This is a genomic window from Streptomyces sp. NPDC107521 (genome assembly GCF_055598485.1).
Genome location: NZ_JBVKAT010000002.1, coordinates 183,036 through 206,841, shown reverse-complemented (window position 1 = coordinate 206,841; position 23,806 = coordinate 183,036). Strand labels below are relative to the sequence as shown.

Here is a 23,806-nt window from a genome sequence, read left to right as displayed (position 1 = left end):
GAGCGTAACCAGTCCGGCCCCGGGCTACGCGGGAGGCTGTGGATAACAGCCGATACAGTCGGCCGCATGACCAAGTGGGAATACGCAACCGTGCCGCTGCTCGTCCATGCCACGAAGCAGATTCTGGACACCTGGGGCGAGGACGGCTGGGAGCTCGTCCAGGTCGTCCCCGGGCCGAACCCGGAGCAGCTCGTGGCCTACCTGAAGCGGGAGAGGCAGGCGTGAGCGCCGTCGAGGCCAGGCTCGCCGAGCTGGGCCTGACCCTGCCGGAGGTGGTGCCGCCGCTGGCCGCGTACCAGCCGGCCGTGACCTCCGGGCCCTACGTGTACACCGCCGGCCAGCTCCCGATGGTGGACGGCAGGCTGCCGGTCACGGGCAAGGTGGGCGCCGAGGTCACCGCCGAGGAGGCCAAGGAGCTGGCGCGCACCTGCGCGCTGAACGCCCTGGCCGCGGTGAAGTCCGCCGCCGGGGACCTGGACCGGATCGCGCGCGTGGTGAAGGTCGTCGGCTTCGTCGCCTCCGCCCCCGACTTCACCGGCCAGCCGGGCGTCCTCAACGGGGCCAGTGAGCTGCTCGCCGAGGTGCTCGGCGACAAGGGCGTGCACGCCCGCAGCGCGGTCGGCGTCGCGGTGCTGCCGCTGGACTCGCCGGTCGAGGTCGAGATCCAGGTGGAGCTCGTCCAGGGCTGAGCGGCCGGGACACGGACGGGTACGGGCCCGGCGCGGGATGCCGCGCCGGGCCCGTACGCGCGCCGGGCGACGCCGGGCGCCTTCCCCGGGGGTCGATCCGCACACCGCCGGGTCCGTACGCGCGGGGCGACGTCGCCCTGGTCGCGGTGGGGTGCCCGTGACGAACGCCGGGTCCGCCCGCGCGCGGCGGCGCACCCTCCTCGGCGTCCGCCCCGGCCGCACGGCGCCGGTCCCGCCGGTCCCGCTGGTCCCGCCGGTCCCGCGGCGACGGCGGCGCGCACGGCCCGCTCCGGGGCTGCCGGGCACCCTCCACGGCCGTCGGCGCCCGCCCGCGCCCGGCCGGCCGGTCGGCGCCCTCCACGGCCTCCGGCGCCCGCCCGCGCCCGCCCGGCCGACGTCCTCCGGGGCCTCTCGAAGATCCGGGCGCCAGCGGATAGCCTCCGGCCATGGCGAATGGTCAGTGGTACCCACCGGAGTGGCCCGACCGCATCCGGGCCCTCGCGGCCGGCGCGCTCACCCCGGTCGCCCCGAGACGCGCCGCCACCGTCCTGCTGCTCCGCGACGGCGCCGGCGGCCCGCTGGTGCACATGCTGCGCCGCCGCACGTCCATGGCCTTCGCCGGGGGCGCCTACGCCTATCCGGGCGGCGGGGTCGACCCGCGCGACCACGACCGCGCCGTCGGCTGGGCGGGTCCGCCGCGCTCCTGGTGGGCCGGGCGGCTGGGCGTCGGCGAGGCGGACGCCCAGGCGATCGTCTGCGCGGCGGTCCGGGAGACCTACGAGGAGTCGGGCGTCCTGCTCGCCGGTCCGGACGGCGGCTCGGTCGTCGGGGACACCACGGGCGACGACTGGGAGGCCGACCGGGCCGCCCTGGTCGCCCGGGAGCTGTCCTTCGCCGAGTTCCTGGACCGCCGGGGCCTCGTCCCGCGCACCGACCTGCTGGGCCCCTGGGCGCGCTGGATCACCCCGGAGTTCGAGGCCCGGCGCTACGACACGTGGTTCTTCGTGGCCGCCCTGCCCGAGGGCCAGCGCACCCGCAACGCCTCCACCGAGGCCGACCGCACCGTGTGGATCACGCCCGGGGAGGCCGCGGCCGGCTACGACCGGGGCGAGCTGCTGATGATGCCGCCGACCGTCGCGACGCTGCGCGCCCTGGCGCCGTACGGCACCGCGGCCGGGGCGCTCGCCGCCGCGCCCGGCCGCGACATGGCGCCCGTACTGGCCGGGGCCCGGGTCACGGGTGACGGGATCGTGCTCGCGTGGCCCGGCCACGACGAGTTCACCAAGCACATCGCGAACGGGGGAGCACCCGCATGACGGACGCCGCGGCACTGCCCGGACAGCCGAGGGACGCGGTCCACTCGGGACCGGCCACCGAGCGGGCGGTGAACGTCCTCGCGCCCAACGCCTCGCCGATGACCCTGGACGGCACCAACACCTGGATCCTGGCCGAACCCGGCGCGGACCTGGCCGTCGTCGTGGACCCCGGTCCGCTGGACGAGGCGCACCTGGCCGAGGTGATCGGCACCGTCGAGCGGTCCGGCCGCCGCGTCGGGCTCACCCTGCTGACGCACGGGCACCCGGACCACGCCGAGGGCGCCGCCCGCTTCGCCGGGCTGACCGGGACGAAGGTGCGGGCCCTGGACCCGGCGCTGCGCCTGGGCGACGAGGGACTGGCCGCCGGGGACGTGGTCACCACGGGGGGCCTGGAGCTGCGGGTCGTGCCGACCCCGGGCCACACCTCCGACTCGCTCTGCTTCCACCTGCCCGCCGACGGGGCGGTGCTGACCGGCGACACGGTCCTGGGGCGCGGCACGACGATGGTGGCGCATCCGGACGGCCGCCTCGGGGAGTACCTGGACTCGCTGCGCAGGCTCAGGTCGCTCACGGTCGACGACGGTGTGCACACGGTGCTGCCGGGGCACGGGCCGGTCCTGGAGGACGCCCGGGGCGCCGTCGAGTTCTACCTCGCGCACCGCGCCCACCGGCTCGCCCAGGTGGAGACGGCCGTGGAGAACGGGTACCGCACGGCCGAGGAGGTCGTCGCCCACGTCTACGCGGACGTCGACCGCTCGCTCTGGCCGGCGGCGGAGCTGTCGGTGCGGGCGCAGCTCGACTACCTGCGCGAGCACGGGCTCATCCCGCCGCCGGGGTAGGGGCCGCCGGGGCCGGTGAGCGGGACCGAACCGCCGGAGCCGCGCACGGGACCGGCCGCCGGGGCGCGGGTACGGGCCCCGGCTCCGGCCGGGCCACCGCCGGGACGGGCGGCGGCGGGACGGGGGCGCCGGGGCGGGCCGCCCGGTTCAGCGGGAGCGCTTGGCGAGCCGCTCCACGTCCAGCAGGATCACCGCGCGGGCCTCCAGCCGCAGCCAGCCGCGCTGGGCGAAGTCGGCCAGCGCCTTGTTGACCGTCTCGCGGGACGCGCCGACCAGCTGGGCCAGCTCCTCCTGCGTGAGGTCGTGGACGACGTGGATGCCCTCCTCGGACTGCACGCCGAAGCGGCGGGAGAGGTCCAGCAGGGCGCGGGCGACCCGGCCGGGGACGTCGGAGAAGACCAGGTCGGACATGGCGTCGTTGGTCCTGCGCAGCCGCCGGGCGACGGCGCGCAGCAGCGCCGTGGCCACCTCGGGGCGGACGTTCAGCCAGGGCTGGAGGTCGCCGTGGCCGAGGGCGAGCAGCTTGACCTCGGTCAGCGCGGTGGCGGTGGCGGTGCGCGGGCCCGGGTCGAACAGCGACAGCTCGCCGATCAGCTCGCCGGGGCCGACCACGGCGAGCATGTTCTCGCGGCCGTCGGGCGACGTGCGGTGGAGCTTCACCTTGCCCTCGGTGACCACGTAGAGGCGGTCCCCGGGATCGCCCTCGTGGAACAGCGAGTCGCCACGGGCGAGGGTCACCTCACTCATGGATCCGCGGAGCTCCGCGGATTGCTCGTCGTCGAGCGCCGCGAAGAGCGGGTTGCGCCGCAGAACGTCGTCCACGAGTTCTCTCCTTGTCGACCTGCTCAGGGGATCGCGCTCCCCTGTCTGACAGGGAACCGTGGTGCCCATTTTGCAGGACAGTCCAAACAGTGTGATCTGTCACAAGGATGCCGCACTGGTGTCCCGGGGTACGCGGCAGGGGTCCAATTGGGCGCCGATCCTCCGGGTCCGGGGCGGACGCGGACCCCGGGCCGTAGGCTGGCCGGGTGTCCAATTCGCCGGTGGGGGCACAGGGCTGGGAGCCGCGCGGGTGACCGCTCGCCACGATTCCGCCATGGGCGAACAGGGCCCCGATGGCGGTAGGGGAACGGCGTACGCGACGAGGGAAGCGGGGCCCGCCAAGAGGGTGACCGCGAAGAAGGGTGCCGTGAAGAAGACGTCCGCGAAGAAGGCCGCGGCCACGGAGACGGTGGCCGGGAGCACGGTGGCGGGCACGACGCCCGAGGCCCGGACCCCGGCCGGAGGAGAGTCCGGGGGAACGGGCGCGGAGGGCTCCGCCGCGGAGGCCCCCGCGAGGAAGACCGCGGCGCGGGCTGCCGCGAAGAAGACCGCGGCGGGGACGGCCGCTGGGAAGAAGACCGCGGCGAAGAAGACCGCCGGGAAGGCCGCTGGGACGGCCGCCGCCGGGAAGGCCCCGGCCAAGAGGACCTCCGCGAGGAAGGCGGGGGAGGGGACCGGCGCCGGAGAGGCTCCCGCCGTGAGGACCTCCGCCGGGAAGGCCGCGGCGAAGAAGGCCCCGGCCGCCGGGAAGACCGCCGCCGCGAAGACCTCCACCGCGAAGGCCCCCGGCGGGAAGGCCCTCGTCCGGCGTCCCGCGGCCCCCGCCAAGAAGGCCGTGGTCGCGCCCAAGAAGGCCACCGCCGCCGTCGGCGGCCTGGCCCCGGCGAAGACCGTCGCCCCGAAGCCGCCGCGCCAGGAGTCGCGCACCGCCCTGGTCCGCCGCGCCCGCCGGATCAACCGCGAGCTGGCCGAGGTCTACCCGTACGCCCACCCCGAGCTGGACTTCGAGAACCCCTTCCAGCTCCTGGTGGCCACGGTGCTCTCCGCGCAGACCACCGACCTGCGCGTCAACCAGACGACGCCCGCCCTCTTCGCCTCCTATCCCACCCCCGAGGACCTGGCCGCCGCCGATCCGGAGAAGGTGGAGGAGATCCTCCGTCCGTGCGGCTTCTTCCGCGCCAAGACCCGGTCCGTCATCGGCCTCTCCAAGGCCCTGGCGGAGGAGCACGGCGGTGAGGTGCCGGGCCGCCTGGAGGACCTGGTCAAGCTGCCCGGCGTCGGCCGCAAGACCGCGTTCGTGGTGCTGGGCAACGCCTACGGGCGGCCCGGCATCACCGTGGACACCCACTTCCAGCGCCTGGTGCGCCGCTGGAAGTGGACCGAGGCGACCGACCCGGACAGGATCGAGGCCGCCGTCGGCGCGCTCTTCCCGAAGAGCGACTGGACGGACCTGTCCCACCACGTGATCTGGCACGGCCGCCGGATCTGCCACGCCCGCAGGCCCGCCTGCGGCGCCTGCCCCATCGCCCCCCTCTGCCCGGCGTACGGGGAGGGCGAGACCGACCCGGAGAAGGCCCGCAAGCTGCTGAAGTACGAGAAGGCCGGGCTGCCCGGCCAGCGCCTCAACCCCCCGCGGTCCTATCTGGACGCGGGCGGCATCCCGGCGCCGCCGCTGAGGGCGGGGTGACGGAACGAACCAGGGGCCGCCGGGCGTTGAACGGGGCGGGAACGGCCCCGCGAGCGGCGCGGGCGGAGGCACGGAGCGTACGCGCGGGACGGGCGGGACAGGGGTGGCGATGACGGGGGCGGGCGACACCCGGGGCGCGGCGCCCGGTACGGCGGGGCTGCCGGGCTGGCTGGAGCCGGTGGCGCGGACCGCGCGGACGGTGAGCCCCGGGCAGCTCAGCCGCTTCCTGCCGCCGGAGGACGGCGCGGGGCGGCAGTCCGCCGTCCTGGTCCTGTTCGGCGACGGCGAGCACCCGGCCGGGAGCGGGCGCGGCCCCGAGCTGCTCCTCATGGAGCGGGCCGGCACCCTGCGCTCGCACGCCGGGCAGCCGTCCTTCCCGGGCGGCGCCCTCGACCCGGAGGACGGCGACCCGCAGGGGGAGGGGCCGCTGCGGGCCGCCCTGCGCGAGGCCGAGGAGGAGACCGGGCTCGATCCGTCCGGCGTCCAGGTCTTCGGCGCGCTGCCCAAGCTGTACATCCCGGTCAGCGGCTTCGTGGTGACCCCGGTGCTGGGCTGGTGGCGCGAGCCCAGCCCGGTCGGCGTCGTCGACCCGGCCGAGACGGCCCGGGTGTTCACCGTCCCCGTGGCCGATCTCACCGACCCCGCCAACCGGGTGACCGCGCTGCACCCCAGCGGCCACCGGGGGCCGGCGTTCCTCGTGGAGTCCGCCCTCGTCTGGGGCTTCACCGCCGGGGTGATCGACCGGCTGCTGCACTACGCGGGCTGGGAGCGGCCCTGGGACCCGGAGAAGCAGGTCCCGCTGGACCGGCGCGCATGACAGGGTGGCCCTCGTGAACGTGCTGGACATCCTGTTGCTGGTCGCCGCCGTGTGGTTCGCGATCGTCGGCTTCCGCCAGGGCTTCGTCGTCGGCGTCCTGTCGGTGACCGGCTTCCTCGGCGGCGGCCTCGCCGCCGTCTATCTGCTGCCGGTCCTCTGGGACGCCCTGACGGACAACGCGGAGGTCGGCACGACCGCAGCCGTGGTGGCGGTCGTCATCGTCATCGTCTGCGCCTCCGTCGGCCAGGCCCTGACCACGCATCTCGGCAACAAGCTGCGCCGGCACATCACCTGGACGCCCGCGCGCGCCCTGGACGCCACCGGCGGCGCCCTGGTCAACGTCGTCGCCCTGCTGCTGGTCGCCTGGCTGATCGGCTCCGCCCTCGCGGGGACGACTCTGCCGACGCTCGGCAAGGAGGTGCGCGGCTCCAAGGTGCTGCTCGGGGTCTCCCGGGCGCTGCCGGAGCGGGCCGACACCTGGTTCGCGGACTTCTCCTCGGTGCTCGCGCAGAACGGTTTCCCGCAGGTCTTCAGCCCGTTCTCCAACGAGCCCATCACCGACGTCCGGCCGCCCGACCCGGAGCTGGCCGACAGCGCGGTGGCCCGGCGCGCCCAGCGCTCCATCGTCAAGGTCATGGGCACCGCCACCGGCTGCGGCAAGGTCCTGGAGGGCACCGGCTTCGTCTTCGCCGAGCGCCGGGTGATGACCAACGCCCATGTGGTGGGCGGCGTCGACGAGCCCACCGTGCAGATCGGCGGCGAGGGGCGGCTCTACGACGCGACGATCGTCCTCTACGACTGGCGGCGCGACATCGCCGTGCTCGACGTGCCCGAACTGGACGCGCCCGCACTGCGGTTCACCGAGAAGGACGCGGCCGGCGGCGACAGCGCGATCGTCGCCGGCTTCCCGGAGAACGGGGCGTACGACGTGCGGGCCGCGCGGGTGCGGGGGCGCATCACGGCGAACGGCCCCGACATCTACCGCCGGGACACCGTGCGCCGCGACGTGTACTCGCTCTACGCGACCGTTCGGCAGGGCAACTCCGGCGGGCCGCTGCTGACCCCGGAGGGCGAGGTCTACGGCGTGGTCTTCGCCAAGTCGCTGGACGACGCCGACACCGGATACGCCCTGACCGCGGACGAGATCCGCGAGGACATCACCCGGGGCCGCACCGCCGGCCAGCAGGTGAACAGCGACAACTGCGCACTCTGACCGCCCGGCGGCCGGATGGCGCCGCCGGGGTACGGGGGCGGGGGCCCGGTGCGGAGCGGGGCGGCGGCCGGTGCCGCGGCGGCCCGGCCGTACGGCGGCCCGGCGGCTCAGCCGCGTGGATGGCGCAGCCGCACGGAGACCCAGCGGGCCCTGCGGCGCAGGATGCGCGGAATGCCCACCCGGGGGTCGGCGCCCGCCAGTTGCGGGGCGCCACCGCGCCGGTGGGTGCTCACGCCGCTCATGGAGCGGCCGTCGCGTGCTACGTCACTGTAGTCGTGCGTCCAGCCCATACCGGGACCTGTGCCCCCGGCTCGTGGTCCATAACCTCTCCGGTGGGCCCCAATTGGCCTATGCGCCGGGCACATGGCCGCTCATATGACGACCGTTCCGGTTCGGACACCGATCGCGTTCGGCCGGTCACCGATCGGGTTCGGAATCCTTCAGCCAGCTGATCAGTTCGGTGGAGAAGGCGACCGGGTCCTCCTCGTGCGGGAAGTGGCCCAGGCCGTCGAACAGCCGCCAGCGGTAGGGCGCTTCGACGTACTCCCCGGAGCCGGCCGCGCTGCGGGTGCGCAGCACCGGGTCCAGCGAACCGTGCAGGTGCAGTGTCGGCACCCGCACCGGCCGCTTCATCCGCCGGTTGAACTGGATGCCGTCGGGCCGGGCCAGGGAGCGCACCAGCCAGCGGTACGGCTCGACCGAGCAGTGCGCCGTGGAGGGGACGCACATGGCCCGGCGGTAGACCTCCACCGCCTCGTCGTCCGGCGGGCGCGGACCGGACCAGTCCCGGATCAGCCGCCCCACCAGCGCGCCGTCGTCGGCGGTCAGCTGCCGCTCGGGGACCCAGGGGCGCTGGAAGCCCCAGATGTGCGAACCGGCCCGGGTCTGGCGGACGTCGCCGAGCATCGCCGAGCGCCAGCGCCGGGGGTGGGGCATCGAGGCCACCACGAGCCGCCGCACCAGCTTGGGGCGCATCGCGGCGGCCGTCCAGGCCAGGTAGCCGCCCAGGTCGTGGCCGACGAGCGCGGCGTCCGGCTCGCCCAGGGAGCGGACCACCCCGGTGACGTCCAGCGCGAGGTTGGCGGGGTCGTAGCCGCGCGGGGTGCGGTCGCTGCCGCCGACGCCGCGCAGGTCCATGGCGACGGCGCGGAAACCGGCGTCCGCGAGCGCCGTGAGCTGGTGCCGCCAGGTCCACCAGAACTGGGGGAAGCCGTGCAGCAGCAGCACCAGCGGCCCGTCGCCCAGCTCCGCGATGTGGAAGCGGGCCCCGTTGGCCGCGACGTCCCGGTGGGTCGCCTCGCGACCGCCGGGCAGCGGCAGCCGGACGACCGAGGCGGGCTGCGCCGAAGGGATGGGAGGACGGTCCGTCATGAGGAGGGGCGGGCCATGGCCTCGATGGCCTCCGGTGAGCGGTCCGCGGGCAGCTCCGGGCGGGGGTGCGGCCGGGCGTTCTGGAGGACGCCCGCCGTCTGCTTCACGGAGGCGGCGACCTTCTGCGGGCCGCGGCCCTTCTTGGCCTTCTTCGCGAAGACCACGCCGATCAGCGCCAGCAGTCCGGCGACCAGGACGTTGGCCGCGAAGGACAGCAGGAAGCACACCGCGAGGTTCCAGCCGGTCCAGGTGCGGATGCCGTAGGCGAGCGCGAAGCTCAGCATCGGCAGCGAGAAGATCAGCACCGCGCCCGCCAGCGAGAACGCCCCGCCGCTGACCGCGCCGCGCTTGACGTCCTGCTTGAGCTGCGCCTTCGCCAGCGCGATCTCGTCGTGCACCAGGGCCGACATCTCGGTGGTGGCCGAGGCGAACAACTGGCCGATGGTCCGTTCGGCGCCGACCGGGCTGCCGTCGGGTGCGCTCATCGCGGTCTCCCTCTTCTGCTGGCTGGAGTGCCTACGGGCCGCGGCCGCCGGCGTCTGGCGCGGGGACGGCGCGGTCCGTCTTTTGTACCGTCCCGTCAGATCATGCCGGACGGTCGTCCCCCTCGCCTGCCCCGCCCGTCACTTCGGCACGCCGCGCCGCCTCCTTCTCCGCCGCCAGCCGCCGGTGCTCGGCCGCCCTGCGCTCGTGGAGGGCCGCCATCCGCAGGTGGTGGGCCGGGTCGTCCTGCTCGTACACGTCGGGGACGCCGCTGAGGTCCTCGTCGCGGTCCTCGTCCTCGGTCATCCGCCGGTACTTGGCGTTCCGGATCTTCAGCAGCACCGTCGCCAGGAGCGCGGCGATGAACGAGCCCGTCAGGACGGCGGCCTTCACCTCGTCCGTCAGCACCGCGTCGCCCTCGAAGGCCAGCTCCCCGATGAGCAGCGAGACGGTGAACCCGATCCCGGCCAGCGTCGCCACCGCGAAGACGTCGGCCCAGGCCAGGTCGTCGCTGAGGGACGCCCTGGTGAACCGCGCGGTCAGCCAGGTGCCGCCGAAGATGCCCAGCGCCTTGCCGACGACCAGGCCGAGCACGACACCGAGGGTCTCGGGCAGCGTGAACACGTCCCCGAGCGCCTTGCCGGACAGCGACACGCCCGCGCTGAACAAGGCGAACAGCGGCACCGCCAGGCCCGCCGACAGGGGGCGCACCAGATGCTCTACGCGCTCGCCGGGGGAGTGCTCCTCGCCCTCGCGGGTGTGGCAGCGCAGCATCAGGCCCATCGCGACACCGGCGATGGTGGCGTGGATGCCGCTGTTGTACATCAGCCCCCAGATGACGAGGCCGAGGGGGACGTACACGTACCAGCCGCGCACCCCCCGGCGCAGCAGCAGCCAGAAGAGGAGGAGGCCGGCGACCGCGCCGCCGAGCGCCGCGAAGTTCAGGGTGTCGGTGAAGAAGACCGCGATGATCAGGATCGCGAAGAGGTCGTCGACGACGGCGAGCGTGAGCAGGAAGGCGCGCAGCGCGCTCGGCAGCGAGGTGCCGATGACGGCGAGCACGGCGAGCGCGAAGGCGATGTCGGTGGCGGTGGGCACGGCCCAGCCGGCGAGCGAGCCGCCGCCGGTGCCGCTGACGACGGTGTAGACCAGCGCGGGCGCGGCCATGCCGCACAGCGCCGCGATCACCGGCAGCGCGGCGGCCCTGGGGTCCTTGAGGTCCCCGGCGACCAGTTCGCGCTTCAGCTCGATGCCGGCGACGAAGAAGAAGACGGCCAGCAGCCCGTCGGCCGCCCAGTGCGCCACGGACAGGTTCAGGCCGAGGAGCCCGGGGCCGAAGTGGAAGCCGCTGACGTTGCCGTAGCTGTCGCGCAGCACCGGCACGTTCGCCCAGACCAGCGCGGCGACGGCGGCGAGGAGCAGCAGGACGCCGCCGACGGTCTCGGTGCGCAGCGCGTCCGCGACGTATGTCCGCTCGGGCAGGGAGAGCCGTCCGAGGGCTTTGCGGGGGGTGCGGGGCGCGGTCACGGGGAGACCTCCGGTCGATGGGCAGCACGGAACACGTGCCGACCAGACTTCCCGGCGCACCATGAGGTTCTTCGATGTCTCTTACGCGTCCACCAGCCTACCCAACGCGACGCGGACGATGCCTCGGGCGTGCGCGCGCCGGGACGACGCGGGGGACGGCGTCCCGGGAAGGGGGCCCGGGGCGCCCGGGCATCCGGTGGGGATGCCCGGCGGGGGTGCCCGGCAAGGAGTGCCCCCGCACACGCGAGGGGCACCCGGCACGGCGCTCGCCGGGTGCCCCTCGCGCGGTGGGTCAGTCCTCGCTCGGCGCGGCCGGGAGCTGCGACTGGATGAGGGACATCACCGAGGAGTCGGTCAGCGTCGTGACGTCTCCGAGCTGGCGGTTCTCCGCCACGTCGCGCAGCAGACGGCGCATGATCTTGCCGGAGCGGGTCTTCGGCAGCTCGGCCACCGGGAGGATCCGCTTCGGCTTGGCGATCGGGCCGAGGGTGCTGCCGACGTGGTTGCGCAGCTCGGCGAGCAGGTCGTCGGACTGGTCCGCGGTGCCGCGCAGGATCACGAAGGCCACGATGGCCTGGCCGGTGGTCTCGTCCGCCGCGCCGACCACGGCGGCTTCGGCGACCGCCGGGTGGGAGACGAGCGCGGACTCGACCTCGGTGGTGGAGATGTTGTGGCCGGAGACCAGCATCACGTCGTCGACGCGGCCGAGCAGCCAGATGTCGCCGTCGTCGTCGCGCTTGGCGCCGTCACCGGCGAAGTACTTGCCCTCGAAGCGGGACCAGTACGTGTCGATGTACCGCTGGTCGTCGCCCCAGATGGTGCGGAGCATCGACGGCCACGGCTCGGTGAGGACCAGGTAGCCGCCCCCGCCGTTGGGCACCTCGTTGGCCTCGTCGTCGACGACGGTGGCGCTGATGCCGGGCAGCGGGCGCTGGGCGGAGCCGGGCTTGGCGTCGGTCACGCCGGGCAGCGGGGAGATCATCATGGCGCCGGTCTCGGTCTGCCACCAGGTGTCGACGACCGGGGTGCTGTCGGCGCCGATGTTCTTGCGGTACCAGACCCACGCCTCGGGGTTGATCGGCTCGCCGACCGAACCGAGGACCCGCAGCGACGACAGGTCGAACTTCGCGGGGATGTCGTCGCCCCACTTCATGAACGTCCGGATCGCGGTGGGCGCCGTGTAGAGGATCGTGACGCCGTACTTCTGGACGATCTCCCAGAAGCGGCCCTGGTGCGGGGTGTCCGGGGTGCCCTCGTACATGACCTGCGTCGCGCCGTTGGCGAGCGGGCCGTAGACGATGTACGAGTGGCCGGTGACCCAGCCGACGTCGGCGGTGCACCAGTAGACGTCGGTCTCCGGCTTGAGGTCGAAGACCGCCCAGTGGGTGTACGCGTTCTGCGTGAGGTAGCCGCCGGAGGTGTGCAGGATGCCCTTCGGCTTCCCGGTGGTGCCCGACGTGTACAGGATGAAGAGCGGGTGCTCCGCGTCGAACGCCTCGGGCGTGTGCTCCGTGGACTGCCCGCCCACGACGTCGTGCCACCACTTGTCGCGGGTGTCGTCCCAGGCGACGTCCTGGCCGGTGCGGCGGACCACGACCACGTGCTCGACGCCCTCGACGCGGCTGACGGCCTCGTCGACGGCGGGCTTGAGCGCGGACGGCTTGCCGCGGCGGTAACCGCCGTCGGCGGTGATCACGACACGGGCATCGGCGTCCTGGATGCGGGTCGCGAGCGCGTCGGCGGAGAAGCCGCCGAAGACGACCGAGTGGGCGGCGCCGATCCTGGCGCAGGCCAGCATCGCGATCGCCGTCTCGGGGATCATCGGCATGTAGATGGCGACCCGGTCGCCGGTGCGCACACCCAGTTCGAGCAGGGCGTTGGCCGCCTGGCTGACCTCGTCCTTGAGCTGGGAGTAAGTGAGGGAACGGCCGTCGCCGGGCTCGCCCTCGAAGTGGATGGCGACCCGGTCGCCGTTGCCCGCCTCGACGTGCCGGTCGACGCAGTTGTAGGAGACGTTGAGCTTGCCGTCCTTGAACCACTTGGCGAACGGGGGGTTCGACCAGTCGAGGGTCTCCGTCGGCTCCACGGCCCAGGTCAGCCGGCGGGCCTGCTCGGCCCAGAAGGCCAGCCGGTCGGCGTCCGCCCGCTCATACGCCTCCGCCGTGACGTTGGCGTTGGCGGCCAGATCGGCGGGGGGCGCGAAGCGTCGCTCCTCCTTGAGCAGGTTGGAGAGGGAAGCACTCTCGTTAGCAGCCATCTACGCACCGTCCCACGTGGTTTAGACCATTTACGGGGCTGATTCTCCGGCGGCCCCGGTAGTCGGTCAACCCCTTCCCTGATCCTCACCCAGATCACGTATCACGGCCCGTGGGGGTTCACACCCCTGTGGACCGCCTACCCGACGTGACCGGCCGACGACCGAGTGACGGGGTTTTCCGGGAATTATCCACATGGATATTACGGGGTGGTGCGGGGGGGTGGGCGGTTGTGCGGGACGCGTCGCGGCGCATCCGGGGGGCGGCGGTCGCGACGGTCCGTTCCGGTGGGGTGAGCGGGGGCGGGCCGGCGGGGACGGGCGGGCGGCCGGTGGCGTGCTGCGGGCCTGGTGGTGGCGTGGTGCGGGCCTGGGGGTGACGGGTCCTGCCGGGCGGGGTGCGGTGGGGGCGGCGCCGGTGCGGGGGCCCGGTACGGGTGGGGTGTCGGGTGCGGGGCGGTTGGGCCGGGTTGCGGATCGGCGCTGGGCGGATGGCCGGGGCGGGCCTGGCCGGGGCTGGCCGGGTCGGGGCTGGAAGGGTCGGTGCCGGGGCGGTCGGGCCGAACTGGGTCCGGGGCCTGATACCGGGGGCGGCGTTCCCATGCCGGGAGCGGTCTTTCCTCAGGTGGGGGACCTCCGCTCTGTTGGGGCGGCGGCCGGTCGCGCCGGTGCCGTCGGCCGGACGCCTGCCGGGTTCCGCGTGGACGCCCGGCCCGTGCCCGCGCGGCGGCTCGCGGCACGGGGGTGCCGGGGAGCGCCGCGCCCGGGCCCCGGGCCGGGGCGACGCGTGACCGCCGTGACGGCGGCGAAGGGGCCGACGAGCGACGGGGCGCGGATGGGATCGGCACACGCGCGGGGTGGAAGGAACCGGCACTCGCGCGTGGGGAAGGGAGCCGCACGTCGCGAGGGCGGAGCGGCCGTTACGCGGCGGGTGGGGAGGGGCGGCGGTCCCCGTCTTCCGTGTCCTCCCCTCCCGTACGGTCCCGTTCGCGTGCTGGTACCCGCCCGAGGTGGGGGCGCCCCGGGACCGCGGGACGGCAGGGCCAGGGGTGGAGGTGGACGGCGGGAGCGGCGCCGGAGCCCGTCTCGGGCGCCATGGTGCGCGGGGTCCCGATGATGGGGGTGCCGCAGTGGTCGCAGATCACCGGGTGTCTTCCTGGGCGAGGCGGCGCAGGGTGCGGCGTGCCTCGCACGTGGCGGGGTCGCGCTCGCAGCGCCGGCAGTAGGTGCTGTGACGGCGGTAGGTGTGGTGCGCGACGCGGTGCACGCAGGGCGCGCAGCCCCGGGGATGGATGGGGATGCCGAGTGGGCCGGGGCGGGTGCCCAGGTCGATGCCGGTGTCCTCGGTGACCGGGGCCGCGCACCAGGGGCAGGCCCGGCCGTCGCGCTGGTCGTCGGAGAGCAGTCGCGTCGTCGGCAGCGCCAGCATCGTCGTACCGCGCCTCTCGGGGCTGGCCTGCGGTTGCTCCGGACGGGTGCCCGGAGTGGGCGGGAGGTTCATGTTCACTCCGTTGTGAGCTGGGCCCAGAGCCCGCAGCCGTCCGGGGTCGTTCCGGAACGGGCGGACAGGGCGGCGACGATGGTGCGGCCGAGACCGGGCGGAAGGTGGGCGGTCAGGTGCTCGGAGCCGGTCACGGTGATCCGGACCCGGCTGCCGGCCGTCGACACGGTGACCGTGACGAGGTCCGGCCCGGCCGAGAGCACCGCCGCGAACAACTCGCCGAGAACCTGCTCGGCATCGGCGTGCCCGGCACGGCTGCCCGCCCATCGGCGTGCAGTCCGCGCCTGCTGCGGCAGCCCCTTGAAGGCGCGCTGCCACGACTGCCCGCAACCGCACTCGGCCATTGGCCGCCCCCACTTTTGTGATTACTGAAATCGCGTTTCTGATTACACAGTGGCGGGATGGTTGGCGTCGGTCAAGCCGATCCGTGCAATATGTGTCATCAGAAAGGCCGAGGATCACCCGGAGGGAGGCAGCGCCGTGGCACGTACCGACGAGCCTGGCTACATGCGGATCGCGCGTGAGCTGCGCGACCGCATCACCGCGGGAGCCGACGGGTACCGGCCGGGCGACAGACTGCCCACGCTGCCGCAGCTGGCCGAGACGCACGACGTGTCCGAGCCCACCGTCCGGCAGGCGCTGGGACTGCTGCGGGTCGAGGGGCTGATCGAGTCCCGTGCCCGCGCGGGCACCCTCGTCCGGGCCCGGCCCCCGGTGCAGCGGCTCGCCGTGGACCGCTACCGGTGGAAGGGCCCCGCGGGCGCGGCCGGCGCGGCGGCCCGCGCCCAGGGCCTCGGATGGTCCGAGTACCGGCTCGACAAGCGGTTCGAGCGGACGGAGGCGGACGACGAACTCGCCGCCCTCTTCGAGGCGGAGCGCGGACTGCGCCTGCTCGCCCGGCACTTCGTCGTCTACGACAACGATGTGCCCACCCAGATGAGCACCAGCTACGTCCGGTGGTCCGACGTGGTCGGCACGCCCGTCGCCGACCCGCTGCTGGAACCGTGGCCCGGCGGCACCGCCGCCCAACTCGCCACCCTCGGCATACGCGTCGTCCGCGTGACGGAGTCGCTGCGCGGTGGCATGCCCACACCGGAAGAGGCCGAGGCGCTGCGCATCGGCAAGGGCGTACCCGTGTTCCGGATCACGCGCCGGCACATCGCCGAGGGCGGACGCGTCGTCGAGGTGGCCCACCCGATAGTCCGACGCGCGGACACGACCATCGTCGACTACGCCGTCGATCTCGACGAGGCGTAGTCACCCGGAGGTTCGGCCCCGAGGGCTGCGGCGGCCCCCGGCGGGCGGGGCCAAGGGCGTCACCGGAACCGGGCCGAACCCCGCCCCACCACCGGCCACCGTCCCCGCACGCCTTCGCACCCACGGGTGCGGTGGGGCGTACGGGGACCTCGCGTGCGGGAACGCGGCGCGGTGGGACATCGTGCGGTGGACGTCGTGCGAGGGGATCTCGTGCGCGCGCCGGTACGTCAGTGCGCCAGGACCTGCCACACGCTCACGGCGAGGGCGACGACCCCGGTCACCGCGGCCAGGAACAGCAGCGGCCGCCGGTGACGCTCCAGGGCGTCGAGACGGGCCGCGTGGTCGTCCAGGGCCCGGTCGGCCCGGTCGTACCGCCCCGTCAGGGGGGCGAGGGCACCGTCGGTGCGGGTGAACCCGGCCTCGACCGCGCGCCGGACCCGCCGCAACTCGACGGTGAGCGCGGCCAGGTCCGCCGACGAGGGGGCGACCGCGGCCCCGCCCCGTGACCGGTCCATCCGACCCGCGAAGCGCCGAAGGCGGTGGGTGGGGCCACGCCGACCGAAGAGGCGTGCGCCTCCCAAGGGCCCGGTGATGCCGGGAGCTCCGGCCGCGCCGGAGGCCCCCGCGCCGCGCGGGTCCCCGAGGGCTCTTGGACCGCCCGTCGATCCGAGGTCTCCAGGCGCCCCTGGGTCCACCACCGCACCGGGGTACCCCAGCGCTCCGGTGTCTCCCAGCGCTCCGGTGCCTTCCGGAGTTCCGAGGTCTCCCGGGCCTCCGAGGGTGCGCGGTACTCGGAGATCATCGGTGAGATCGGGTGAACCGGGAACGCCGTGGATGTCGGCGGCAGCCGGTGTGCGGAGACCGGCCGTGACGACACCGTTCGTCGATACGGCGACGGTCCCGCGCGCGTCAACGCCACCGGGAGCGTCCTCTGCGGAGTCCGGACCGACGCGCGCCCCGGAAGGGGGCCGGCCACGTGCCCCGCCGCGCGGCCCGTCGGGCGGCTCCCCGGTCGGCCGGGCACCCGAAGCGGTGTGCGTTCCGCGCTCCGGCCCGGTCGACGGCACGGTACCCACCGGTTCCACGTCCAAGGAGCCGGTGCTCAGCGGCCCGCCGTTCAGCGTGCCGGTGCTGGAAGGGCCGGTGTCCGGGAACCCGGTGCCCGACGGCCCGCTGGGCGAGGGGTGGGAACCGGTGAGACGAACGCTGCCGTCCCCCTGGGCGGTGTGGGTCCGCTGCCAGTCCCGCAGGGTCTCGTACGCCGCGTGGTCCATGAACGACCCGTCCAACTCCACGACCGCGTCGCTTCCCTGGGGCACCTGGTGCAGCACCCGACTGAGCCGTGGCACCGCGAGGAAGGTCAACTGGCCGCGCACCCGGACGCGGTGCACCCCGTCCGTCTCCTCATGGGTGATACGGGTCCGCGCCAGCCGGTGCAGGGCGACACCCACGGCCACGGCGATGCCCAGCGCGACGCCCTCCAGGACGCCCAGGAACACCACCCCGCCCGTGGTGGCGGCGTAGACGGGCGCCTCGCGATGACGGGTCACCGTGCGGATGTGGCGCAGTGACACCATCCTGGCGCCGACGGCCATCACCAGGGCGGCCAGCGAAGGCAGCGGGATCAGCTCCAGCACGGGGACCAGGAGCAGCGCGGCGACCATCACGAGGGCGCCGTGCAGCATCGTGGAGTTCCTGCTGACGGCCCCGGCCCGCACGTTCGCCGAACTGCGCACCGCCACCCCGGCGATGGGCAGCCCGCCGAGCGATCCGGAGACGATGTTGGCCGCGCCCTGGCCGAGCAGCTCCCGGTCGAGCCGGGAGCGCCGGATCTCGGGCGGCGGCCCGGGACGGGCGGCCACGAGCCTGTCCACGGCGACCGCGCCGAGCAGGGACTGCACACTGCACACCAGCGTGGTGGTGAGCACGGCGGCCGCCAGCGCGAGCACCGGCCCCTCGGGCAGGGTGGCCAGGGCGTGGCTGCTCCAGGAGGGCAGGTCGACCTCGGGCACCCGTAGCCCGAGGAGAGCGGCGACGGCCGTGGCGCCGACGACCGCGACCAGAGCGGCCGGAAGCCTTCCCGTGGCCCGTCCGAACCGGCCCGGGATCTTGGGCCAGAACGCCAGCAGGGTCAGCGTCAGCACGCTCACCGCGAGGTCGGCGGGCCGGAGAGCGGCCAGTTGGGCGGGGAGCGCGCGCAGGTTGTCCGGGACGGAGCTGTGCGGGGTGCCGCCCAGGACGATGTGGAGCTGGGCGACGGCGATGGTGATGCCGATGCCGGCGAGCATGCCGTGGACGACGGCGGGGCTGACGGCGAGCGCGGTGCGTGCCACCCGCAGGCAGCCGAGGGCGAGTTGGGAGAGCCCGGCGAGGACGGTGATGGCGCAGGTCGTCCGCCACCCGTAGCGCTGGATGAGGTCGGCGGTGACCACGGTCAGCCCGGCGGCGGGCCCACTGACCTGGAGGGGGCATCCCCCGATCCATCCGGCGACGATCCCGCCGACGGCGGCGGCGACCAGACCGGCCTGGAGCGGGGCCCCGGTGGCGAGGGCGATGCCCAGGGACAGGGGGAGAGCGATCAGGAAGACCGCGATCGAGGCCGAGACGTCGGCGCCCGCGATCCGTGGGCGGGGGAAGCGGCCGCGCGGCGGGCTGTGCGGTGGATGCGAGTAGGCGATCCGGGCCGAATCGGCCCGGGAGGGCACGCAGGCAGGCATGTCTTCCTCTCCTTCTGATCCATCTGAGGTGTCCGGTCCATCAGGTCCATCAGGTCCGTCCGGGCCGTCCGGGCTGGTCGGATCCGTCCGGGCCCGCCCGGTGCGTCCGAGCCCGCACCTGCGGGGCCGAGCCGCCCGGCGGGTCCGAAGCGTCCGCTCGTCCCGTCCTGTCCCGTCCTGTCCCGTCCTGTCCCGTCCGGGTGTTGCGGGTCATGCGGCCGGTCCGGCCCGTCAGGTCACTCCAGTCGATTCCTGCGGTCTCTCCGATACCTCCCCTCTCCTCCATCTCCCCTGCCGTTCCTGCCTCTTCGGGTCCTCCTGTCCCTCGGAGCCGCCGACCGGCCACCGATCCGTGCCGCCGGCCGAGGCCGCTGACCGGGGTCGCCGGCCCGGGCCGCTGATCCGTCCGGGCCGGTCGCCCGCGGCCGAGGGGCGCCCCCTGCCGGGCGCGAGGGGGCGGGCTCGGCACGGCGGGGGAATCGGACGCGTTCGGTAAACGACCCGTAATTCAGAGTAAAGAACGGGCAAGAACTTTTCGAGCATATGAAGCAATAGCTCGCCCTAAAGAGTGAATCAGTCTTTTCATCGGCTTGTCGTACTAATTCATTTCCGCCCTCGTGCCAGCTTGGCGGCGCTGGCGGCCCGCGCGGCCCCGGCAGCCGAATCACCGACATCGCCGTCACCGGCGTTGGCCCGAGAGAAGGAAGAAGGTGGGCGGAACATGGCCGCCACCCAGAGGATCGCCGCGGGCGCCGTGGTCGCCGCGGTCTGTGCCGTCTCGCTAGCCGGCTGTGGGGCCGGCACCGATGGTTCCGCTCCCGCCGGGGGGAACCCCGGCAAGGAGAAGGGAAAGGCGGCGCCCGCCCCGAAGAACGCCGTCCGGCTGATCGGCGACGGCTCCACCGCCTACACCGGCGCCCAGCCCCACCTGCCCCGCGCCGAACGCCTCAAGTCCGGCCAGAAGCCCCCGCAGTTCGTGGTGTTCTCGTGGGACGGCGCGGGCGAGGACAGCCAGAAGCTGTTCTCGCACTTCCGCGAGGTGGCCAAGGAGAACAACGCCACCATGACGTACTTCCTGAGCGGCGTGTACCTGCTGCCCGAGAAGGACCGCGACCAGTACGAGCCCCCGCAGCACTCCCCGGGCCGCTCCGACATCGGCTTCAACGACGAGCAGGGCATCGCCGACACCGTGAAGCAGCTCCGGCTCGCCTGGCAGGAGGGCAACGAGATCGGCACCCACTTCAACGGCCACTTCTGCGGCGCGGGCGGTGGCGTCGGGGAGTGGTCCGTCGAGGAGTGGAAGAGCGAGATCAGCCAGGCCAAGCAGTTCGTGAAGACCTGGAAGACCAACACCGGTTCGAAGAGCGCCTCCCCACTGCCCTTCGACTACGACAAGGAGCTGATCGGCGCCCGCACCCCGTGTCTGGAGGGCCAGGACAACTTCACCAGGGCCGCCGGTGAGATGGGCTTCCGCTACGACAGCAGCGGGGTGAACAACCAGGTCTGGCCGGGGAAGAAGAACGGCCTCTGGGACCTGTCCATGCAGCTCGTGCCGTTCCCCGGCCACACCTTCGAACAGCTCACCATGGACTACAACTTCATGGTCAACCAGTCGGGCACCGCCACCCAGGGCGACCCGGCCATGTTCGACCGCTGGGGCGACCAGATGCGCGACAGCCTGCTGCGGGGCTTCCAGCGGGCCTACGACGGCAACCGCGCGCCGCTGATCATCGGCAACCACTTCGAGTCCTGGAACGGCGGCACCTACATGAACGCCGTGGAGGAGGTGGTCAAGGACGTGTGCAACAGGAAGGAGGTGCGCTGCGTGTCCTTCCGGCAGCTCGCGGACTGGCTGGACGCCCAGGACCCGAAGGTCCTGAAGAAGCTGCGCACCCTCACCGTCGGCGAGGCCCCGGAGAAGGGCTGGGCGTCCTTCCTGTCGGCCGATCCGGCCCCCGCGCCGAAGGGCGTCCCCGGGGCACCCGCCGCCAAGCAGTAGCGCCGGCCGGGCGGTTGGGCCGCCCGACGGGGGACCGCCGTCAGGCCGTGGCGGCGATCCCCTCGCCGAGCACGAAGCCGGGGTCGACCTGGGCGGCCAGGTCGGCGCCGGTGCGCTCGTTGCCCCAGCTCCGGGCGTTCTTGAGGTGGAAGTGCACCATCTGGTGCGTGTAGCGCTCCCAGTCGCGCAGCTCATGAGTGGCGTCCACGGCGGTGTGCAGGGCGCGCAGCGCGTCCCGGTTGGCGTCCTCCAGGAGGCCGAAGCGGGGCGGGCGGCCCTTCTCCATGGCGCGCACCCAGTCCGAGTGCCCCACGGTCGTGAGCAGGTCGTCCCCGGCCTGCTCACGCAGGTAGTCGAGGTCGTCCGGGCCCTGCACCTTGTTGCCGACGACCTTGAGCGCCACACCGAAGTCGCGGGCGTACTCCTTGTACTGGCGGTAGACGGAGACCCCCTTCCGGGTCGGCTCCGCCACCAGGAAGGTGAGGTCGAAGCGGGTGAACATGCCGGAGGCGAACGAGTCCGAGCCCGCCGTCATGTCGACCACGACGTACTCGTCCCGCCCGTCGACCAGATGGTTGAGGCACAGCTCCACCGCCCCGGTCTTGGAGTGGTAGCAGGCGACCCCCAGGTCGGCGTCGGTGAAGGGACCGGTCACCATCAGGCGCACGGAGCCGCCGTCGAGTTCCACCGGCCGGGCGCACGCGTCGTAGACGGGGTTGTCCTCGCGCACCCGCAGCAGGCGCGAACCCTCGCCCGGCGGGGTCGTCTTGATCATCGTCTCGGCGGAGGCGATGCGCGGGTTGGAGCCGCGCAGATGGTCCTTGACCAGGGGGAGGTGCTCGCCCAGCGCGGGCAGCGCGGCCGACTCCGTCTCGTCGAGGCCCAGCGCGGCCCCGAGGTGCTGGTTGATGTCGGCGTCGATGGCGACGACGGGCGCGCCGGCGGCGGCGAGATGGCGGATGAACAGGGAGGACAGGGTGGTCTTGCCGCTGCCGCCCTTCCCGACGAAAGCAATTTTCATGTTCACCAAGCGTAGTGGGGCGCTGGCGGTGCGTGGCGCGCGCGGCCGTCGGTGCGAGACGAAGACCACTCCTTCGTGGGGTGCGGCACCCGGGTGCGTAGGGTCTTACCCATGAGTACGACAGGCGCGAACGCCGATCCGCTCGCGGCCCTGGGCGAGCTGCCCGGCGTGGCCGAGTCCGTGGAGTCCGTCCGCAGGGCCGTGGACCGGGTCTACGGTCACCGGATCATGCGGCGCCGCAGCAACGCGGTCACCTCCGAGGCGGCGTTGCGCGGCGCCCGGGGCTCGGCGGCCCTGTCCGGCGCGGACTGGGCGCTGGAGGAGGTGCGCCGACGGGGCGACTTCGGCGGCGACGACGAGGCCCGCACCGTCGGCGCGGCGCTGCGGTTGACCGCCGAGGCGGGGCAGTTGCTGTCCGTCTGGAGGCAGTCGCCGCTGCGGGTGCTGGCCAGACTGCATTTGGTGGCCGCCGCGGAGGGGGCCGACCGGGTGGGTCGTCCGCGGCAGGGCGGTGAGCCGGTGGACGAGCCCTTCGTCGAGGTGCCGCTGCCGGACGCCGCGGAGGCGCACGGACGGCTGGAGGGCCTGGCCGGGTTGATCATCGCCGGGGGGTCCGCCCCGGCCCTGGTCACGGCGGCCGTGGTGCACGGCGAACTGCTGGCCCTGCTGCCCTTCGCCTCGTACAACGGCCTGGTCGCGCGCGCGGCGGCCCGCATCGTCCTGATCGGCAGCGGCCTGGACCCGAAGTCGGTGTGCCCGGCGGAGGTCGGCCACGCCGAACTGGGGCGTGCCGCCTATCTGGCGGCCCTGGAGGGCTATGCCTCCGGCACGCCCGAGGGGATGGCTGCCTGGATCGGCCACTGCGGCCGGGCGGTCGAGCTGGGCGCGCGCGAGTCCATGGCGGTGTGCGAGGCGCTCCAGCGCGGAGCGGCGTGACGGGCCGCCGGTCCGGCGCTCTCCGGATGCCCGGGCATCCGGTGGCCGCGACAGAGTGATGCGGCGGTACGAGAGACTCGTACCGCCGCTGGCACGTTCACCGGGGTACCAAGCGTCCTCGATGTATTGCCCATCAGGCCGGGATCTTCGCCCGTCACCTGGTGCGGCTGGCCCGTAATCGACGGGTCGACGTCGCGTGGGTGCCCGGTGTTCATGCTCGGTCCGTGGGGCCGAATGCGTTTCTCGGGTGATCCTCTCGGATGTCCCTGGTCTCGCGGGCCGTTGATTCCTTTGTACTCCGGGGCCGGAAGAAGCGGAAGGGGATCCCGCACTTCTTTACTTTCACCCTCAAATACAGGTGAGGGGGCGCGCCCCGGCGTTTCGGGGGCCGGCCCGGGGCTCGGTGGCGGCCCCGGCCCCGGGCGGATCAGGCCGCGGAGGCCGACCGGCGCCGGCTCGCGTACCAGACGATGCCCGCGGTGGCCGCGGCGGCGCCTATCGCGGCGGCGGCGACGAGCGCCGGGCGCGGCGGCACGGAGAGCCCGGGGATGCGCTGCTTGAGGCGGACGGGCCGGTGGAAGTCGAGGATGGGCCACGAACGGGTGAGTGCCTCGCGGCGCAGCGCCCGGTCCGGGTTGACGGCGTGCGGATGGCCGACGGCCTCCAGCATCGGCAGATCGGTCGCCGAGTCGCTGTAGGCGTAGCAGCGGGACAGGTCGTAGCCCTCGGACTCGGCCAGTTCCCGGATCGCCTCCGCCTTGGTCGGTCCGTACGCGTAGTACTCCACCTCGCCGGTGAAGCAGCCGTCGTCGCCCACGACCATGCGGGTGGCCACCACCCGGTCGGCGCCGAGCAGCTCGCCGATGGGTTCGACGACCTCGGCGCCCGAGGTCGAGACGATGACCACGTCGCGGCCGGCGATGTGGTGGTCCTCGATGAGGGAGGCGGCCTCGTCGTAGATGATCGGGTCGATCAGGTCGTGCAGGGTCTCGGCGACCAGCTCCTTGACCAGCTCGACGTTCCAGCCGCGGCAGAGGGCGGAGAGGTACTCGCGCATCCGCTCCATCTGGTCGTGGTCGGCACCGCCCGCCAGGAACACGAACTGGGCGTACGCGGTGCGCAGGACGGCCCGCCGGTTGATCAGCCCGCCCTGGTAGAAGGACTTGCTGAAGGTGAGCGTGCTCGACTTCGCAATGACCGTCTTGTCCAGGTCGAAGAAGGCGGCTGTGCGGGGCTTGGAGTGGCGCAAGGAGTGGTTTTCCACGACCCCGAGCATAGGCGCAGCCCATTCGGCGTAAGGTGGGGCGTGTGGGTTTGCCTGAGAAGGCTCTCGGGTACACCATGGAAGTCACGGATC

21 protein-coding genes are annotated in these 23,806 nt (G+C 73.7%); 10 read left to right on the top strand and 11 right to left on the bottom strand.

The annotated features are described in order from the left end of the window. Positions 1 to 66: 66 nt before the first annotated feature. The 4 genes from ACZ7LB_RS04060 to ACZ7LB_RS04045 all read left to right on the top strand — a co-directional run bounded on the left by ACZ7LB_RS04060 (position 67) and on the right by ACZ7LB_RS04045 (position 2,844). A complete protein-coding gene (locus ACZ7LB_RS04060; RefSeq protein WP_382680914.1) occupies positions 67 to 225 on the top strand; it encodes a DUF4177 domain-containing protein in 159 nt (52 codons plus the stop codon). Further along, on the top strand, positions 222 to 689 hold the full coding sequence (locus tag ACZ7LB_RS04055) for an Atu1372/SO_1960 family protein (protein ID WP_161229472.1): 468 nt from the start codon (positions 222 to 224) through the stop codon (positions 687 to 689). The genes ACZ7LB_RS04060 and ACZ7LB_RS04055 overlap by 4 nt, the downstream gene beginning before the upstream one ends. Positions 690 to 1,135: 446 nt before the next feature. Further along, positions 1,136 to 2,005, top strand: a complete 870-nt coding sequence (locus ACZ7LB_RS04050) for an NUDIX hydrolase (protein WP_471465276.1) — start codon at positions 1,136 to 1,138, stop codon at positions 2,003 to 2,005. Continuing rightward, positions 2,002 to 2,844: an MBL fold metallo-hydrolase gene (locus ACZ7LB_RS04045; RefSeq protein WP_471465275.1), complete on the top strand. Its 843-nt coding sequence runs from the start codon at positions 2,002 to 2,004 to the stop codon at positions 2,842 to 2,844. Before ACZ7LB_RS04050 ends, ACZ7LB_RS04045 begins: the two co-directional genes overlap by 4 nt. 147 nt (positions 2,845 to 2,991) lie before the next feature. Here the strand turns inward: ACZ7LB_RS04045 and ACZ7LB_RS04040 are convergent, their stop codons facing one another. Then, the gene (locus tag ACZ7LB_RS04040) at positions 2,992 to 3,666 is read right to left on the bottom strand and encodes a Crp/Fnr family transcriptional regulator (RefSeq protein ID WP_161229469.1); all 675 of its coding nucleotides are present in this window, start codon (positions 3,664 to 3,666) and stop codon (positions 2,992 to 2,994) included. A gap of 697 nt (positions 3,667 to 4,363) precedes the next feature. Between ACZ7LB_RS04040 and nth the strand changes: the two genes are divergently transcribed. From nth to ACZ7LB_RS04025, 3 genes are all read left to right on the top strand, one after another. Then, on the top strand, positions 4,364 to 5,353 hold the full coding sequence (gene nth, locus ACZ7LB_RS04035) for an endonuclease III (protein WP_471465597.1): 990 nt from the start codon (positions 4,364 to 4,366) through the stop codon (positions 5,351 to 5,353). A 109-nt stretch (positions 5,354 to 5,462) separates the two neighbouring features. Continuing rightward, positions 5,463 to 6,170: an NUDIX hydrolase gene (locus ACZ7LB_RS04030; protein ID WP_471465274.1), complete on the top strand. Its 708-nt coding sequence runs from the start codon at positions 5,463 to 5,465 to the stop codon at positions 6,168 to 6,170. A gap of 13 nt (positions 6,171 to 6,183) precedes the next feature. Then, positions 6,184 to 7,383 (top strand): MarP family serine protease, encoded by a 1,200-nt coding sequence (locus ACZ7LB_RS04025; RefSeq protein WP_471465273.1) that lies wholly within the window; start codon positions 6,184 to 6,186, stop codon positions 7,381 to 7,383. Positions 7,384 to 7,490: 107 nt separating this feature from the next. Here the strand turns inward: ACZ7LB_RS04025 and ACZ7LB_RS04020 are convergent, their stop codons facing one another. The 7 genes from ACZ7LB_RS04020 to ACZ7LB_RS03990 form a co-directional block, all read right to left on the bottom strand. Continuing rightward, positions 7,491 to 7,673, bottom strand: a complete 183-nt coding sequence (locus tag ACZ7LB_RS04020) for a hypothetical protein (protein ID WP_471465272.1) — start codon at positions 7,671 to 7,673, stop codon at positions 7,491 to 7,493. A 127-nt stretch (positions 7,674 to 7,800) separates the two neighbouring features. After that, positions 7,801 to 8,754: an alpha/beta fold hydrolase gene (locus ACZ7LB_RS04015; protein WP_471465271.1), complete on the bottom strand. Its 954-nt coding sequence runs from the start codon at positions 8,752 to 8,754 to the stop codon at positions 7,801 to 7,803. Then, positions 8,751 to 9,239 (bottom strand): phage holin family protein, encoded by a 489-nt coding sequence (locus ACZ7LB_RS04010; RefSeq protein WP_265294389.1) that lies wholly within the window; start codon positions 9,237 to 9,239, stop codon positions 8,751 to 8,753. The genes ACZ7LB_RS04015 and ACZ7LB_RS04010 overlap by 4 nt, the downstream gene beginning before the upstream one ends. A 100-nt stretch (positions 9,240 to 9,339) precedes the next feature. Continuing rightward, a complete protein-coding gene (gene nhaA, locus ACZ7LB_RS04005; RefSeq protein ID WP_471465270.1) occupies positions 9,340 to 10,764 on the bottom strand; it encodes a Na+/H+ antiporter NhaA in 1,425 nt (474 codons plus the stop codon). Positions 10,765 to 11,056: 292 nt separating this feature from the next. Further along, the gene (gene acs / locus ACZ7LB_RS04000; RefSeq protein WP_471465269.1) at positions 11,057 to 13,021 is read right to left on the bottom strand and encodes an acetate--CoA ligase; all 1,965 of its coding nucleotides are present in this window, start codon (positions 13,019 to 13,021) and stop codon (positions 11,057 to 11,059) included. A gap of 1,138 nt (positions 13,022 to 14,159) precedes the next feature. Beyond that, a complete protein-coding gene (locus ACZ7LB_RS03995) occupies positions 14,160 to 14,519 on the bottom strand; it encodes a hypothetical protein (protein ID WP_471465268.1) in 360 nt (119 codons plus the stop codon). Between the two features lie 2 nt (positions 14,520 to 14,521). Beyond that, positions 14,522 to 14,863 (bottom strand): hypothetical protein, encoded by a 342-nt coding sequence (locus ACZ7LB_RS03990; RefSeq protein ID WP_471465267.1) that lies wholly within the window; start codon positions 14,861 to 14,863, stop codon positions 14,522 to 14,524. 136 nt (positions 14,864 to 14,999) lie between these two features. On the opposite strand from ACZ7LB_RS03990, the gene ACZ7LB_RS03985 reads away from it, so the two are divergent. Continuing rightward, positions 15,000 to 15,776: a GntR family transcriptional regulator gene (locus ACZ7LB_RS03985; protein ID WP_471465266.1), complete on the top strand. Its 777-nt coding sequence runs from the start codon at positions 15,000 to 15,002 to the stop codon at positions 15,774 to 15,776. A 227-nt stretch (positions 15,777 to 16,003) separates the two neighbouring features. On the opposite strand, the gene ACZ7LB_RS03980 is transcribed toward ACZ7LB_RS03985, so the two are convergent. Next, the gene (locus tag ACZ7LB_RS03980; RefSeq protein WP_471465265.1) at positions 16,004 to 18,493 is read right to left on the bottom strand and encodes a SulP family inorganic anion transporter; all 2,490 of its coding nucleotides are present in this window, start codon (positions 18,491 to 18,493) and stop codon (positions 16,004 to 16,006) included. A gap of 721 nt (positions 18,494 to 19,214) precedes the next feature. On the opposite strand from ACZ7LB_RS03980, the gene ACZ7LB_RS03975 reads away from it, so the two are divergent. Then, a complete protein-coding gene (locus ACZ7LB_RS03975; protein WP_471465264.1) occupies positions 19,215 to 20,492 on the top strand; it encodes a polysaccharide deacetylase family protein in 1,278 nt (425 codons plus the stop codon). A 40-nt stretch (positions 20,493 to 20,532) separates the two neighbouring features. Here the strand turns inward: ACZ7LB_RS03975 and ACZ7LB_RS03970 are convergent, their stop codons facing one another. Further along, positions 20,533 to 21,513: an ATP-binding protein gene (locus ACZ7LB_RS03970; RefSeq protein ID WP_471465263.1), complete on the bottom strand. Its 981-nt coding sequence runs from the start codon at positions 21,511 to 21,513 to the stop codon at positions 20,533 to 20,535. Positions 21,514 to 21,624: 111 nt separating this feature from the next. Here ACZ7LB_RS03970 and ACZ7LB_RS03965 point away from each other — a divergent pair, with 111 nt between their 5' ends. Beyond that, on the top strand, positions 21,625 to 22,449 hold the full coding sequence (locus tag ACZ7LB_RS03965) for a Fic family protein (protein ID WP_471465262.1): 825 nt from the start codon (positions 21,625 to 21,627) through the stop codon (positions 22,447 to 22,449). A gap of 427 nt (positions 22,450 to 22,876) precedes the next feature. Here the strand turns inward: ACZ7LB_RS03965 and ACZ7LB_RS03960 are convergent, their stop codons facing one another. Further along, positions 22,877 to 23,725: an HAD family hydrolase gene (locus tag ACZ7LB_RS03960; protein ID WP_161229457.1), complete on the bottom strand. Its 849-nt coding sequence runs from the start codon at positions 23,723 to 23,725 to the stop codon at positions 22,877 to 22,879. Positions 23,726 to 23,806 lie beyond the last annotated feature (81 nt).

Bases quoted from the DNA above. Each gene is read 5' to 3' on its own strand.
- ACZ7LB_RS03980 (WP_471465265.1), bottom strand. From the start codon at position 18,493: ATGCCTGCCTGCGTGCCCTCCCGGGCCGATTCGGCCCGGATCGCCTAC.
- ACZ7LB_RS04045 (WP_471465275.1), top strand. From the start codon at position 2,002: ATGACGGACGCCGCGGCACTGCCCGGACAGCCGAGGGACGCGGTCCAC.
- ACZ7LB_RS04015 (WP_471465271.1), bottom strand. From the start codon at position 8,754: ATGACGGACCGTCCTCCCATCCCTTCGGCGCAGCCCGCCTCGGTCGTC.
- ACZ7LB_RS03995 (WP_471465268.1), bottom strand. From the start codon at position 14,519: ATGAACCTCCCGCCCACTCCGGGCACCCGTCCGGAGCAACCGCAGGCC.
- ACZ7LB_RS03990 (WP_471465267.1), bottom strand. From the start codon at position 14,863: ATGGCCGAGTGCGGTTGCGGGCAGTCGTGGCAGCGCGCCTTCAAGGGG.
- ACZ7LB_RS03970 (WP_471465263.1), bottom strand. From the start codon at position 21,513: ATGAAAATTGCTTTCGTCGGGAAGGGCGGCAGCGGCAAGACCACCCTG.
- ACZ7LB_RS04050 (WP_471465276.1), top strand. From the start codon at position 1,136: ATGGCGAATGGTCAGTGGTACCCACCGGAGTGGCCCGACCGCATCCGG.
- ACZ7LB_RS04020 (WP_471465272.1), bottom strand. From the start codon at position 7,673: ATGGGCTGGACGCACGACTACAGTGACGTAGCACGCGACGGCCGCTCC.
- ACZ7LB_RS03960 (WP_161229457.1), bottom strand. From the start codon at position 23,725: ATGCTCGGGGTCGTGGAAAACCACTCCTTGCGCCACTCCAAGCCCCGC.
- acs (WP_471465269.1), bottom strand. From the start codon at position 13,021: ATGGCTGCTAACGAGAGTGCTTCCCTCTCCAACCTGCTCAAGGAGGAG.
- ACZ7LB_RS04060 (WP_382680914.1), top strand. From the start codon at position 67: ATGACCAAGTGGGAATACGCAACCGTGCCGCTGCTCGTCCATGCCACG.
- ACZ7LB_RS03975 (WP_471465264.1), top strand. From the start codon at position 19,215: ATGGCCGCCACCCAGAGGATCGCCGCGGGCGCCGTGGTCGCCGCGGTC.
- ACZ7LB_RS03965 (WP_471465262.1), top strand. From the start codon at position 21,625: ATGAGTACGACAGGCGCGAACGCCGATCCGCTCGCGGCCCTGGGCGAG.
- ACZ7LB_RS04030 (WP_471465274.1), top strand. From the start codon at position 5,463: ATGACGGGGGCGGGCGACACCCGGGGCGCGGCGCCCGGTACGGCGGGG.
- ACZ7LB_RS04010 (WP_265294389.1), bottom strand. From the start codon at position 9,239: ATGAGCGCACCCGACGGCAGCCCGGTCGGCGCCGAACGGACCATCGGC.